Origin of the sequence: Polaribacter batillariae (assembly GCF_017498485.1) — a bacterium.
Taxonomy (GTDB): Bacteria; Bacteroidota; Bacteroidia; order Flavobacteriales; family Flavobacteriaceae; genus Polaribacter; species Polaribacter batillariae.
The window spans coordinates 3,630,636-3,645,375 of record NZ_CP071795.1; the positions used below are offsets into that span (position 1 = coordinate 3,630,636).

Here is a 14,740-nt window from a genome sequence, read left to right on the forward strand (position 1 = left end):
ACAATATATAAAATTATACATGAAAAAGAACATTTTATTTTTAATTAGTTTTTTATTTATTTTAATATCAACCGCTCAAGAAAAAAAAGCCTTTGAATATGAGTTAGTTGGCGCTTTGGTTTTAGATTCGAAACAATTATTTTCTTACAAAATTGAATTCAATGCAAGAAAAAATAATTTTATTGAAGGCTATTCTTATACAGATCTTGGTGGAGAAAATGAAACAAAATCGTACATAAGAGGATATTATGATGCTGATTCAAAAAAAATTCAATTTAAAGAAAGTGATATCTTATATACTAAATCTAAATTTTTACCAGAAGAATTTTGTTTTATAAAATTTGAAGGTGTTTTTAAAGGTAAATCCAAAAAGAAATCTTTAAAAGGTGATTTTATTGGAATTTATGATGATAAAGATACTTGTGCAACAGGGCAAGTAAAATTAGTAAGCACAAAATTTTTAGAGAAAAAAGTTAAAAAATTTTATAAAAAAGTTAAAAAGGTTGATAAAATTAAAAAGATTGATAGTATTGTAAAAGAAGAATTAAAACCAGAAAACTATTTAAAGAAATTTAGTGAAACTAAAATTGCGTCTGGGGAAAAGGTTTCTGTTTTTGTATATACAAGTAAAATGAAAATGGAAATTTGGGACTATGGAAAAGAAGATGGAGATAAAATTACCATATTATTGAATGATGTAGAGGTTTTAAAAAACTTTTCAGTTACCAAAAAAAAGAAAAGTATTATACTAGATTTAAAAGAAGATAAAAATTTAATTAAAATTATTACTGTTGATGGAGGAAGTATAAAAACAAATACTACTAAACTTAAACTTTATGATTTTAGGCGACAATATGAGGTAATAGCAGATTTAGAAGAAGGCAAATCAGCCAGTATAAATGTTGTAAAATTAAAAGTTACTAATAAAAAACAATAAAAATCCATTACAGTTAACCTTTAAACAGAATGAGCACCTTATAAAAACAATACATAGCTACTTTTGAATTATAAATTCAATTAAATTTAAAAATTATGAAAAAAGTACTATTTATTGCGTTTTTAGCAATTGCAGGATTCGGAAAAATGAATGCTCAACAAGGAGTATTAAATGGAGGTTTAAACGTTGGTATTCCAGTAGGAGATGCAGACAATGTATCTAATTTTACATTAGGAGCAGAATTAAATTATATGTTTCCAGTTGCAGACGGTTTCACTTTAGGACCATCTGTACAATACTCTCATTTTTTCGGAAAAGAATTTGATTTAGGAGGAGGAATAACAGCTGAAGCTTCAGACCTTTCTTTTTTACCAATTTCTGGTGCAGCAAGATTTAACATTACAAACGATTTTATTGTGGGGGCAAACATTGGTTATGCTGTAGGATTAGATGATGGAAATGATGGGGGCTTTTACTACAGACCAATAATTGGACATAAAATAGGAGATAATACGCAGTTAAACCTTTCTTATTCAGGAATTAGTGTTGATGGTGGTAATATATCTAACATCAGTTTAGGAATTATGTTTGGTCTGTAATACTATCAGTTCAGCATAAAACAAAACATAAAAAAAGGCCGTCACAAAAGTAAATTTAACTGTTATTTTAAGCATTACTAAAATCAAAATATATTTTGATTGAAAGTAGCTAACGAAGTGATCGGAAAATCTAAAATTTTGAAATTCATTCAATAAATAAGATTTCTCCATTACAATCGAAATAACAAATTTTAATACTTTTGTGACGGTCTTTTTTTATGTAATTATCAAAAAAATTAACACACAATTATTATAAATTATATATTTTTACAGAAAATTAATAAATTATAAATATGAAAAAAATTTTGATGTTAAGTTTAGTTCTATTTCTAGGCTTAAACAAGTTAAATGCTCAGAAAAGTACCAGTTACGGAATAACTGCAGGTTATCATAACCTAACAAGTAAAGTTAGTGCTAGTAATCTAGAAAATAATTTAACGGTCTCTAATGGTTTAGATGGATATTATGTAGGATTCTTTTTAGAAAGCAAAATATCTGAAAAACTAAGTTTTCAACCAGAAGTACAATTTTCACAAATTTTTAATGAAGGAGAAAGCCTTAATAGTATTATAATACCAATGTATTTAAAGTATTATGTAGATACTAAATTAAGTTTACAGGGTGGTGCACTTTTAGATATTGTTTTAGACAAAGACCAAGATGAAGAAGGTAAAGTTTTTGGAGTTGGACTTGGATTAGGGCTAGGTTACGATGTTTCTGACAAAATTTTGTTATCGACTAAATATTCTTTCGGTTTAAATAATAGAATTAGTACTGATAGAGTAGAGAATTTAACAGTTAGATTTAATTTTTTTCAAATAGGATTAGGATATAGATTCTAAATTGAAATAAATTTTATTAAGAAGCTGTCACAAAAGTAAAACTATCTGTTGTTTTAAGCGAAGTAGAAAAATCTAAAATCTTGAAATTCAATAAATAAGATTTTTCCATTACAGTTGAATGACAAATTTTAATACTTTCGAGACAGTTTCTTTTGTTTAAAAAAATGTACTTTTGGTTTATGAAAATTATAATAATTAACGGACCTAACTTAAATTTACTTGGTAAAAGAGAACCAGGAATTTATGGTACTGCATCTTTTGAAGATTATTTTAGAGATTTACAACTAAAATATAAAACAGTAGAATTGTCTTATTTTCAATCGAATATAGAAGGAGAGTTAATAGACAAATTACACGAAGTAGGTTTTAGTTTTGATGGTATTGTTTTAAACGCAGCAGCCTATACACATACATCTGTAGGTATTGGAGACGCTGTAAAAGGAATAGAAACCCCAGTTGTAGAGATTCATATTTCTAACATTCATGCTCGAGAAGATTTTAGACATAAAAGTTTTATTGCCCCAAATGCAAAAGGTGTAATTTTTGGTTTTGGTTTAAAAGGCTATGATTTGGCAATAGAAAGTTTCTTATAGCTTTAATATCATTTTTATATCTGCACGTTCATAGTGTACATCTTTTTCTAAAGGAATTTCTTTAAAACCATATTTTTTATAAATATGTACAGCATTTATCAGTGATCGATGAGAATAAAGTGTAATGCTTGGCCAATTTTTTTTAGTTGCAAAATCGATACAAAACTCTAATAGTTTTTTACCAATTCCTAAACCTTGAAATTCAGGAGAAACAGCCATTTTTGTCAATTCAAAAAACGAATGTTGATTTTTTAATGCTACTGTTCCAGCAATTTTGTTATCATATTTCGCAAAAAAAATAAATCCACCTTTATCAATAATATTTTCTACAGGATTGCTAAGTACCTTTTCGTCATAAGGTTCCACGTAAAAATATTTTTCTAACCAAGCTATATTTAAATCATAAAAATAAGTTGCATATTTTTCTTCAAAAGGAATAATTTCAATAGTAATATTTTTCAAAAAATAAAAATTTTAAAACATTGGTTATTTAGTCGTAAAAATAATGCGATTCAACGAAAGTTGCCATAATATCTTCTAAAATAAATTATATTTGTAAAAACAACCAAAGTACACATGCAGAAAGATAAATGGCTTTTTGAAATATCCCCCAAAAACAATTTATTCGACTTAAACCTAAAGGAAGTTTGGCAATATAGAGATTTACTAATTCTTTTTGTAAAGCGTGATGTAGTAACCTTATACAAACAAACTATTTTAGGACCACTTTGGTATTTAATTCAGCCACTATTTACCTCTGTAATTTTTACTTTAGTTTTTAACAACATTGCCGGAATTTCCACAGGTGAAGTTCCACCTTTTTTATTCAACTTAGCAGGTGTAACTATTTGGAACTATTTTAAAGAATGTCTTACAGCAACTTCAGATACATTTAAAAAAAATGAAGCGATTTTTGGAAAAGTGTATTTTCCACGAGTAATCATGCCCATGTCTATCGTGGTTTCTAATTTGTTAAAGTTTGGAATTCAAATTTTTATATTTATTTGTTTTTATATTTATTATGTATTAACTGGACATGAAATTTTACCTAATATTTACATTCTATTTTTTCCATTACTAATTGTAGCCATGGGAATGATGGGCTTAGGTTTAGGAATGATAATTTCTTCCATGGTAACAAAATATAGAGATTTAACGTTCTTAGTTTCTTTTGGGGTGCAATTACTAATGTACTTATCTGCAGTGATGTATCCTTTAGATTTAATGCGCGAAAAGTTGATAAGTTTAAAAGAAGGTATAGATTATTCTTGGGTGGTAGATTTCAATCCAATAGCTCATTTAATAGAGTTTGGCAGATACATGCTTTTAAACGATGGTAATTATTCTGTTTTTGGAATTATATACACAGCTATATTTACCATTGTAATATTTTTCTTAGGCTTATTAATTTTTAATAAAACCGAAAAAACTTTTATAGATACCATTTAATGATGATAGACGATGTAATTTTAAAAGTTGAAAATCTATCTAAACAATATCGTTTAGGAACTGTTGGAACAGGAACAATAAGTCACGATTTTAATCGATTTTTAGCAAGAATTAGAGGGAAAGAAGATCCGTATTTAAAAATTGGTGAGTCTAATGATAGAGCTTCCAAAGGAAATTCTGAATATGTTTGGGCATTAAAAGATATTAATTTTGAAGTAAAAAGAGGAGAGGTTTTAGGAATTATAGGTAAAAATGGTGCAGGAAAATCTACCTTATTAAAAATACTCTCTAAAGTTACAGCGCCAACAACAGGTTCTATAAAATCTAAAGGTAGAATCGCCTCTTTATTAGAAGTAGGTACTGGTTTTCATCCAGAAATGACTGGCAGAGAAAACATTTTTTTAAACGGAGCCATTCTAGGAATGACCAAAAAAGAAATAGCCTCTAAATTAGATGAAATTGTGTCTTTTTCTGGTTGCGAACGTTATATAGACACTCCAGTTAAAAGATATTCAAGTGGAATGAAAGTGCGCTTGGCTTTTGCTGTAGCAGCACATTTAGAACCCGATATTTTAGTGGTTGATGAAGTTTTAGCAGTGGGTGATGCAGAGTTTCAAAAGAAAGCGATTGGTAAAATGCAAGATATTTCGAATGAGAATGGAAGAACAGTTTTGTTTGTGAGCCATAATATGGCAGCTGTTAAAAGTTTGTGTAAAAAAGGTTTAGTATTAGAGGCTGGTAAATCTATTTTTTTAGGAAACATAGAGGAAGCTATAGACTTTTATTTAAAAAATGCTAAAAGTGAGAGAGCATATAAGGTGAATACTACAGATAAAGTAAATTATATTTCTAAAGTTTATATTTCAGATGCACAAAACAATTTAATTATAAATTCTATTGATAATACAAAAGATTATTTTTTAAATTTCGAATTAGAAATTAAGGAACCAAAAGGGTTAAAATTTGGAACAACATTAATTTCAATAATGAATGAACCTATAATTTCTTTCCCTTATGAAAATCACTTTAATAAAAAAGGAAAATATCATTTAAGAATAAAATTACCCATTTCAATTTTAAAAGGAGGTGAGTATTTTATAGAAGCCGCTTTATGGAATTCAGGTGAAGTTTTTGATAACTCAGAAGAATATATTGTTATAGAAATAATAGGAACTTCAAAATTAGAAAAAACAGGAGAAAGTATTAAAGGATATGTTTTAAATAACGAGAAATGGACAGAAAAAAATATCTAGTTGTTGGAGCTGGTTTTAGTGGAGCTGTCATTGCAAGAAAGTTAGCTGAGATTGGTAATAAAGTATTGGTAATTGATAAACGAAACCATATTGCGGGTAATTGTTATACAGAAAGAGATGCAAATACTAATGTGATGGTACATAAATATGGACCACATATTTTTAATACAAATAATAAAAAAGTTTGGGATTATGTAAATTCATATGGCAAAATGCGGCCTTTTATAAATAAAGTAATTGCAAATACAGATAAAGGTATTTTTTCCATGCCAATGAATTTACTAACCATCAATCAGTTTTTTAAAACGAAGTTAAAACCCTTTGAAGTAGCAAGTTTTTTAAAAGAAAAACAAAAGAAAATAGAAAACCCCAAAAATTTTGAAGAACAAGCTTTAGCGTTTTTAGGAGAAGAGTTATACTATAATTTTTTTTATGGTTATACAAAAAAACAATGGGGATGTGAGCCAAAGGAATTACCAGCTTCAATTTTAAAAAGATTACCCATACGTTTTAATTATGATGATAATTATTACAATTCAAAGTATCAAGGAATACCAGAAAATGGCTATACAGAAATTGTAGAAAATATATTAAATCATAAAAATATAGAAGTAAAATTAGGTCAAGAATATAATAAAAAAGTAAATTCAGCATATAAACATGTATTTTACAGTGGTGCTTTAGATGCTTATTTTGACTATAAGTACGATAGACTAGGTTATAGAACCGTTTTCTTTGAAGAAAAATTAGAAAATGGAGATTATCAAGGAAATGCAGTTATTAATTATTGTGAAGAGAAAGTTCCTTTTACAAGAATTCACGAGCATAAACATTTCGCTCCTTGGGAAATCCATGAAAAAACGATTGTGGTAAAAGAATATAGTAAAGAAACTGAAGGTGAAGATGAACCTTATTATCCTAAAAGATTAACTAAAGACAAAAAGATTTTAGAACAATATAAAGCGTATGCCAAGTCTTGTCAAGAAAACGTTTCTTTTGTTGGTAGATTAGCAACTTATAGATATTTAGATATGGATAAAGTAATTGCAGAAGCTTTAGCATACTCAGATTATTTTATATCTAAAACTACACCAGAAACTAATTTTAAAGGCGAAATCTTTTCAGATAATATCTAATGATTAAAGATAAGATTTTAATGGTGTCTGATTATCCTTTTGTTAAAAATGAAGGAGGTCCTCGAGGTTATTTTAACAAATGTATTGTAGATAATGTACCTGATAATATTCATCTAATAAATAACGTAATTCCAAAAAAAATAAGCATAAAAAAGAAGCTTCTTATTAGGTTAGATAAAATTATATCAATTTTAAAAAATAGAAAGTACAGAAATAAAAATTTAGCAAATAAGTTTATAAAAGTTAAAAAATATAAGTTTTTATATTTTCATGATATGTATTCTTTTTATGATGTTATTCATTTGATTCAAAAGAATCAAATTGTAATTTTTCAGTCTCATTCTCCAGAAACACCCTCAGAAGAAGAGTACAAATTAGGTGCTAGAGGTAAGACTTATGAAAAAATTTTAAAGATTGAAAAAGGAGTTTTTGAAAGAACAAATTACCTAATTCTACCAAACGAAAAGTGTAAAGTAATCTATCAGAAAATTTTAAAAGCGCAACATAAAATAGCATATCTAACTACTGGAATTAAACCCATAACTAACTTGGTTAAAATTCCTTTAAAAGACGATAAAATTAACATATTTTACATAGGAAGAAGAAATGAAATAAAAGGATTTCCATTGCTTATTAAAAACTTTGAAGAAGTACTAAAAGTAAGAAATGACTTGAGGCTTTTTATAGCAGGTTCAGGAGAATTATCTTCAAAAAATGAGAATATTATAGATTTAGGAATAACTCATAGAGCCTATGACTGGATTAATAGTGTAGATTATGTAATTTCTTTGAACGAAAAAAGTTATTTCGATTTAAATATTATTGAAGCTATAGCAATAAACACACCTCTAATTATGACAACTACTGAAGGTCATGAGTTTTTTAAAAATAGAAAAGGTATTATTTCTGTTGATGAAGATAATCTCTTAGCTACATTAACTAATAAGAATATAATTCAGAAAAAATACAAAGAAAAAAGAAAAGAAGATTTACAGCAATTCTATCTAAAAGAGTTATCTCATTTGGTTTATAAACAACGTTTAGAAGATTTAGCATCAAAAATCATCATAGAAAATAATTAGTTTAAATGAATCCTTTAGTATCTGTTGTTTTACCGGTTTACAATGTAGAAAAATACATTTCAGCATGTATGGATTCTATTTTAAACCAAACTTTTCAAGATTTTGAAATTATTGTAATAGACGACTGTTCTACAGATAACACAATAAATGTTATAACCTCTTATAAAGACGCTAGAATAAGAATCATTAAAAAAGAAGAAAATAAAGGATTAATAGATAGTTTAAACATTGGTTTTAAAGAAGCAAATGGCAAATATATTGCTAGAGTAGATGGAGATGATATTAATGCAATTGATAGATTTGAAAAACAGTATAATTTTTTAGAAAAAAATAGAGAAATTAAAGTCTGTGGTTCTTGGTTAAAATCTTTTGGTGCCTATGATAAAGAAATTAAGCATAAAGAATTTCATGAACAGATTAAAGCACAATTATTATTAAGTAATCCAATGAGTTTAGGAGCTACAATGCTTAATAAAGAGGCTTATAAAAATTTCGATTTCAAAAAAGAAATGCTTCATGTAGAAGATTACGATTTTTGGGCTAGAACTGCATGGGTTTGCAAAATGCATAACTTACAAGAAGTTTTGTATTATTATAGAACGCACCAAAATCAGGTTTCAACTAAATTTAAAAAAATACAACTCCAAAACGATATTATTATTAAATTGAATTTGTATAAGAAACTTGAATATGATTCTATAAAATTTACAGACTCTTTTTTAACCAAATTACTTTATACAAAAGAATTTATTTCATTAAAAGAATTTAAACTATTTTTCGAGTGGAAGAAACAATTGATAAAGCAAAATAAAAGATTAAAAGTATTTGGTAACAAACCATTTAAAACTATTTTAGAAAAAATAGTTGATTCATTAATATATTCAGTATATTTTGTTGGTGATCGAAAAGGAATAGATAAAACATGGAGATTGAAAGCACTATTTATTTTACCTTTTAGTAATAGTTTACATATTTTAAAGAAAAAAGTAAGTTATAATTAATGCATCTAGAAAATAAAAACATATTAATTATACTAGATTATGGAGCATTAGGTGGTGCACAAAGGCAAGCTCTTGGTTTAGCTAAGTATTTAGTAGAAGAAAAAAAATGTGTTGTAGATTTAATGTTAGTTCACTCTGATTTTGAATCGACAGAATTTACAGAATTTAAAAAAAAATCTAAGATTAGAAATACTTTTCATATACACAATGCTTACTTTTATTTGCCTTATGAATTTTCTATAAAAAATCTAAAAAGAATAAAATGGATACTATCCTACTTATATCAATTAAGAAAAACATTAATAAATAAAAATTATGCTCTTACAATACCTTATTTAAATAAAACATCAAAGGTTGCCTTTTTAATTTATAAATTATTACCCTCTGTAAAAACTACCTTTTGGCATCAATTGGGCTTAGACTTTCTTACAAATGATCTTATAGAAAAATACATAGCCAAAAACATTCCTTTTGTAATTGGTAATGCACCCAATTGTTTCGATATTTTTAAAAATGAGTATCCAATAGCAACCTCTAAACTTCATTTATTACCACAATACTTAACTTTAGATGTAATTAATAAGGATAAAACTAAAGTAAAAAAAGAATTAGAAATTCCAACAAACACTATAGTAGTCGGTATGATTGCACATTACAGAAAAGATAAATATTTTGATTTACTCTTAGATGCCTTTTTTGAAGTATTAAAAGTAAGTAAAGAAAATATTTATTTAGTAATATTAGGTAATAAAGATAATGACGACACATCTTTAGAAATTTATAAAAATTTAAAAAACAAAGTTTTAGAGAACAATGTAGCAAATAATGTTTCAATTTTATCAAATATAGAAGTATCAGATATTTTAAACATTTTAGATATCGCAGTTTTGGTTTCACAAATAGAAGGAATGCCAAATTCTGTTATGGAGTATATGGCTTATGGTATTCCTTCAATTGTTTCCAATCACCCAGGATGCAAGCAGTTGTTAGAAGATAGTGAATACTTGATAGAAAATAATCAGAAAATCTTAGAAGAAAAATTATTAAAATTGATAAAGAATAAAGAAGAAAGAATAAAAGAAGGTAATTTAAACCTAGCACGTATTAAAAAGTTTAATTTACCTTCCTACGTAGAAAATTTTGATGATATTTTATCACAATATATTTAATTCTAATGGAAGACTTAATATCAATAATAATTCCTGTTTACAATACACATCAGTATTTAGAAGCATGTATTAATTCTGTTAATAACCAGACTTATGCAAATGTTGAGGTTATTGTTGTTGATGATGGATCAAATCAAAAAACAAAAAATAAAATACAAGAATTATCCACTAAAATTGATGTACTCTTAACTCAAGAAAATAGTGGGCAATCTACTGCACGAAATTTAGGGATAGAAAATGCTAAAGGTAATTATATAGTTGTGTTAGATAGTGATGATTATTTTGAATCAACTTTTTGTGAAAAGGCATTAAAAAAAATAAAACAAAATAATGAGGTTAAAATTGTTACTTGTAGAGCAAATATCATTTTTAATAATAAAATAAAAGACATATTTATACCTAAAGGAGGAGATTTATCTAAAATGATTATCAAAAATACAGCTATGGGCAGTTGTATGTTCAAAAGAAAAGATTGGCAATATGTAACTGGATATGATGAAAAAATGAGAAAAGGGTTTGAAGATTGGGAATTTTATATTCGTCTTTTAAAAAATGGAGGTTACGTATTTGTAATTGATGAAGTTTTATTTAACTACAGAAGGCACACACTTTCAACTACAACCAAAGCAAATAAAATCAAGTACGATTTATTGAAGTACATATATCTTAAACATGAAGATTTGTATAAATTATACTTTAAAGATTTAGTAGATTTTTTATTAAACAAAATTGAATTAGAGGAAGCACAAAAAATTAAAATATATAATAAAATTGACTATAAAATAGGATCATTTATATTAAAACCACTAAGATTTATAAAAAAATAATCTATGGTTAAGCAACCTCTAATTTCAATAATTTTAACAACTTACAACAGAGTACATTTTGTAGAAGAAATGTTATCTTGTATTTTAAAACAAACTTATACTAATTGGGAGTGCATAATTATTGATGACAATTCAATAGACAACACAAAGCAGGTCATTACCAACTTTATTGAAGAAGATAATAGGTTTACCTTTGTGATAAAACCAAATATTCATAAAAAAGGGTTACCTTCAAGCAGAAATATTGGAATTAACAAAGCAAAAGGAGATTATTTAGTTTTTTTTGATGATGATGATTATATCCATGAAAAACTATTAGAAATTTGTGTAAAGGAATTTTTAAATGATAAAAGTATAAGTTTTGTGCATTATCAAAAGAAACCTTTTACAGGAGTGTTTAAAAAGGAAAGTTTTAAGAATTCATTAAATAATAATAAAAGTATTTTAGAAGGTAATATTTATGAAAAAATAGTTTTACGTCAACTACAAATTGCATCATGTACAATCGTTTGGAAAACTAATCTTTTAAAAGAAAATCAGTTTAATGAATCTTTGATGTATGCAGAAGAGTGGGAGTGCTATTCAAGAATTTTTATTTTAAAAAATTTAATTGGTTTAAAATTAGACTCAATTTTATATTTTAATAGGAAGCATTCAAACTCTAATACTGGCGAGTTTTCCAATAAAAACTCTATTAGAATAAATTCTTATATAGATGCACATACTGTAGTATCTAATCTTTTGGTAGAAAAAAACAAAATGACCAAACTCTTAAAAAACTTTTTTTTCACTCAAAGCTATCTTTTAAATTCTAAAAAAATTGTAAATTCTATATTACAAAAAAATAAATTTGAAATAATTAAATATCAACTTTTTCGAATAAAATATGGGGTATATGCTTTTTTGAAAAAAAACAAATTAATTAAACAATAATTTTTTTAGATGAAAATATTAGCATTGGTAGAAGATCTTAGAATTAATAAAACATCCGCAGGAATTTGTAATTCAAGAATATTAATGGCACTTTTATTAGGAGGGCATTCCATAAAATGTTTGTATGATTATTACGAAGATAACACTTTCCCATGGCTAAAAAATGATAATATAACATTTCTCGAAATACACAATTTAAAAGAAAGTAATGTAATTAATATTTTAAAAAAAATACCCAAAGCAAATGCTTTACCAGCTTATACAACAGGTTTTAATTTTGGTGAACTAAGGAAAATTAAATCTTGGAAACAAACAATAAAAGAAGAATTAGATAATAACTATGATTTTATTTTAGTTTTAGGCGCAGGGAATTCAAATTCAAATTTTTTTGCAATCGCGAGCATAAAAACAAAAGTACCTTATATTGTATATTATCACGATCCATATCCAATTCATCAATACCCTAAACCATATGGAAAACCTTCAAGTCATGTTGGTAGATTAAAAGCAAAAAAATCTAATAAAGTAATAGAAAAAGCCTATAAAGTATCATTTCCTTCGTTAAAACTATATGAATGGATGTTGAAATTTCATCCAAACTTAGCAGATAAATCATTCGTTTTACCCCATGTATATGCAGATTTAACTAATTTACCAACATTATTTTCAGATACATTAGTTAATTTAAATGAAGCAGCTTTTAATATATTACATGTTGGTAGTTTGTTAGGACCAAGAAATCCAAAAACGTTGATTAAAGTTTTCAATAAATTTATAAATGAAGATGAAGAAAGAAGACAATTGTATTTTTTAAATATTATTGGTTCTGTAGCAAAAGAAAATGAAGAATTTGATAAAAATTTAGATTTACAAAATGTAAACCTTCTAAAAACTAGAGTGAGTTATTCTAAAAGTTTAGATTTGCTAAAACAAGCAAATGCGGTTCTTATTTTAGAAGCGAATTCAGAAAATAGCCCTTTTATGCCAGGTAAATTAGCAGATTGTATTGCTGTTAGAAAACCAATCATGGCATTAACAAGTAAAAATTCTGAGACCGCAAGAATATTAGGTGTTAACAATCAGTTAATTGCAGATTTAGAAAATGAAGTAGAAATTTACAAAATATTATCACGTTTATGGACCTCTTTTAAAGACAACAAAGAAAAGAATCTTATAAATGAAGAATTATTTATGTATATTTCAGCAGAAAACTTCAACAAAATTTTAAACGAACAAATTAAAACTTTAGATGCTTAAATATTTTATTTATAAAAAACTTGTTCAATATAAAAGATACAAATTTAGGCAACAAAGAAGTAAAGAAGGTACTTTTATTTCTAAAGAAGCACAAGGTTATGAAAACGTTTTTTTTGAAGGAGAAAATGGCATTCCAGAACGTTGTAAATTTTCTGGAAATATAAAAATAGGCAAATTTACCACACTTGGCGTCAATAATTTTTTGCACGGAAATATAGAAATAGGTAAATATTGTCAAATTGGTGTAGATGTTTCTATACATACAACCAATCATCCAATATATTACCTTTCTACTTATATCAATAAAAGATTATTTAATGGAGAATTAGCACAGTTAAAAGAAACGAAAAAAACGATAATAGGTAATGATGTTTGGGTGGGGCATGGTGCAATAATTTTAGGAGGTATAAAAATTGGTAATGGTGCAATTATAGCTGCAGGAAGTGTAGTAACAAAAGATATACCCTCTTATGCAATTGTTGCTGGTACACCAGCAAAAGTTTTAAAATTTAGATTTGAAGAGCGAATAATAGAGGAAATAGAAGAACTGAAATGGTGGGATCTCAATAAAAATGAGCTACAAAAAATCAAACCATTATTTTTTAAAAATTTATCCAATAAAACATCATTATTTTAAATATATTTTTTAACAAATTAATAGTGATAAAAATTTATGATAAAAAACTATATTTTAACAGTTCATAAAAATCCAAATCAACTAAAAAGATTAATTACTTGTTTGAATGACGATAAATCTTTTTTTATATTCATGTAGATTTAAAATCAAACATAGAAGATTTTACCTCTAGGATACAAGAGAAAAATGTGTTTTTTATAGAGCAAAGGGTAAATTGTGTTTGGGGAGATTTTTCATTAGTTATTGCTACAATAAACCTTTTACAAAATGTAGTTAAAACAAAAAACAAAAACTCTAAAATATTATTTTTGAGTGGACAAGATTACCCTATAAAACCTTTAAGTAAAATAGATAACTTTTTAGTTTTAAATAAAAGTTATGAATTTATAGACTTAGTTATGTACAAATCAAAAGAAATAACATATCAGGATAGAGTTTTAAAGTTTAAAATAAATAATACAAGAAAGAAAGAAGACATTAGATATTTGTGGCCTTTATTTAAGTTTAATTTTAAAAACTATAGCTTATTTTTAAAATTATTATATAATAATAAAATTACGTTAAAAGATTTAAAATCACTTTTAACATTCAAAAGAAAATCAATTTTTAAAGAACATTACAAAGGCTCTAATTGGTTTGTTTTTAACTACCAAACAGTAGTTAAAATTTTAAAATATATAGAAAAAAATAAAAATAAAATTTACAATTATTATTATTATTATTATTATACTGCTTGTGCAGACGAACAATTTTTTCATACAATTTTAAAAGAAATTATGATTTATGATAAAAGTATTAAGGTGTTACCATCAGTACATTATATCGATTGGACTAGGAAAAACACACTTTTACCGGTAACTTTTAAAGTAGAAGATTTAAATTTATTAATCAATCAACCAGAAAATTTGCTATTTGCTAGAAAGTTTGATGAAAAAATAGATAATAAAATATTAGATTTAATTGATACAAGTATTAATAATAAATTGTAAAATTAATATTCTAAACTACTAAATGTGTTAAATTTT

Annotated in this window: 16 protein-coding genes; 15 read left to right on the forward strand and 1 reads right to left on the reverse strand. The window is 25.8% G+C overall.

All coding sequences use genetic code 11. From position 1 onward, the window contains the following. The first annotated feature begins 19 nt into the window (after positions 1-19). The 4 genes from JL193_RS15975 to aroQ all read left to right on the forward strand — a co-directional run bounded on the left by JL193_RS15975 (position 20) and on the right by aroQ (position 2,971). Entirely contained in the window at positions 20-937 is a 918-nt protein-coding gene (locus JL193_RS15975) for a hypothetical protein (RefSeq protein WP_207971718.1), read from the forward strand. A 95-nt stretch (positions 938-1,032) separates the two neighbouring features. After that, complete coding sequence (locus JL193_RS15980; RefSeq protein ID WP_207971719.1) at positions 1,033-1,536, forward strand: transporter; 504 nt, start codon at positions 1,033-1,035, stop codon at positions 1,534-1,536. Between the two features lie 293 nt (positions 1,537-1,829). Next, positions 1,830-2,378: an outer membrane beta-barrel protein gene (locus tag JL193_RS15985; protein ID WP_207971720.1), complete on the forward strand. Its 549-nt coding sequence runs from the start codon at positions 1,830-1,832 to the stop codon at positions 2,376-2,378. A gap of 179 nt (positions 2,379-2,557) precedes the next feature. Continuing rightward, a complete protein-coding gene (aroQ, locus tag JL193_RS15990; RefSeq protein WP_207971721.1) occupies positions 2,558-2,971 on the forward strand; it encodes a type II 3-dehydroquinate dehydratase in 414 nt (137 codons plus the stop codon). Here aroQ and JL193_RS15995 read toward each other — a convergent pair. After that, complete coding sequence (locus JL193_RS15995) at positions 2,966-3,424, reverse strand: GNAT family N-acetyltransferase (protein ID WP_207973508.1); 459 nt, start codon at positions 3,422-3,424, stop codon at positions 2,966-2,968. The two genes, aroQ and JL193_RS15995, sit on opposite strands and share 6 nt — an antisense overlap. Before the next feature lie 123 nt (positions 3,425-3,547). On the opposite strand from JL193_RS15995, the gene JL193_RS16000 reads away from it, so the two are divergent. The 11 genes from JL193_RS16000 (at position 3,548) to JL193_RS16050 (ending at position 14,704) form a co-directional block, all read left to right on the forward strand. Next, a complete protein-coding gene (locus tag JL193_RS16000; protein WP_207971722.1) occupies positions 3,548-4,420 on the forward strand; it encodes an ABC transporter permease in 873 nt (290 codons plus the stop codon). 2 nt (positions 4,421-4,422) lie between these two features. Further along, entirely contained in the window at positions 4,423-5,673 is a 1,251-nt protein-coding gene (locus JL193_RS16005; protein WP_207973509.1) for an ABC transporter ATP-binding protein, read from the forward strand. Then, positions 5,652-6,809: a UDP-galactopyranose mutase gene (glf, locus tag JL193_RS16010; RefSeq protein ID WP_207971723.1), complete on the forward strand. Its 1,158-nt coding sequence runs from the start codon at positions 5,652-5,654 to the stop codon at positions 6,807-6,809. The genes JL193_RS16005 and glf overlap by 22 nt, the downstream gene beginning before the upstream one ends. Beyond that, a complete protein-coding gene (locus tag JL193_RS16015; RefSeq protein WP_207971724.1) occupies positions 6,809-7,891 on the forward strand; it encodes a glycosyltransferase in 1,083 nt (360 codons plus the stop codon). Before glf ends, JL193_RS16015 begins: the two co-directional genes overlap by 1 nt. Positions 7,892-7,896: 5 nt before the next feature. Further along, positions 7,897-8,892, forward strand: a complete 996-nt coding sequence (locus JL193_RS16020) for a glycosyltransferase family 2 protein (protein WP_207971725.1) — start codon at positions 7,897-7,899, stop codon at positions 8,890-8,892. Then, positions 8,892-10,061 (forward strand): glycosyltransferase family 4 protein, encoded by a 1,170-nt coding sequence (locus tag JL193_RS16025; RefSeq protein WP_207971726.1) that lies wholly within the window; start codon positions 8,892-8,894, stop codon positions 10,059-10,061. Before JL193_RS16020 ends, JL193_RS16025 begins: the two co-directional genes overlap by 1 nt. 5 nt (positions 10,062-10,066) lie before the next feature. Next, positions 10,067-10,888 (forward strand): glycosyltransferase family 2 protein, encoded by an 822-nt coding sequence (locus JL193_RS16030; protein ID WP_207971727.1) that lies wholly within the window; start codon positions 10,067-10,069, stop codon positions 10,886-10,888. Positions 10,889-10,891: 3 nt separating this feature from the next. Next, positions 10,892-11,821 carry a glycosyltransferase family 2 protein gene (locus JL193_RS16035; protein WP_207971728.1) on the forward strand — a complete coding sequence of 310 codons (930 nt, stop codon included), beginning with the start codon at positions 10,892-10,894 and terminating at the stop codon, positions 11,819-11,821. A 9-nt stretch (positions 11,822-11,830) separates the two neighbouring features. Continuing rightward, positions 11,831-13,078 (forward strand): glycosyltransferase family protein, encoded by a 1,248-nt coding sequence (locus tag JL193_RS16040; protein WP_207971729.1) that lies wholly within the window; start codon positions 11,831-11,833, stop codon positions 13,076-13,078. Beyond that, a complete protein-coding gene (locus JL193_RS17405; RefSeq protein ID WP_207971730.1) occupies positions 13,071-13,715 on the forward strand; it encodes a CatB-related O-acetyltransferase in 645 nt (214 codons plus the stop codon). The genes JL193_RS16040 and JL193_RS17405 overlap by 8 nt, the downstream gene beginning before the upstream one ends. A 128-nt stretch (positions 13,716-13,843) precedes the next feature. Further along, positions 13,844-14,704 (forward strand): beta-1,6-N-acetylglucosaminyltransferase, encoded by an 861-nt coding sequence (locus JL193_RS16050; RefSeq protein ID WP_302849930.1) that lies wholly within the window; start codon positions 13,844-13,846, stop codon positions 14,702-14,704. Positions 14,705-14,740 lie beyond the last annotated feature (36 nt).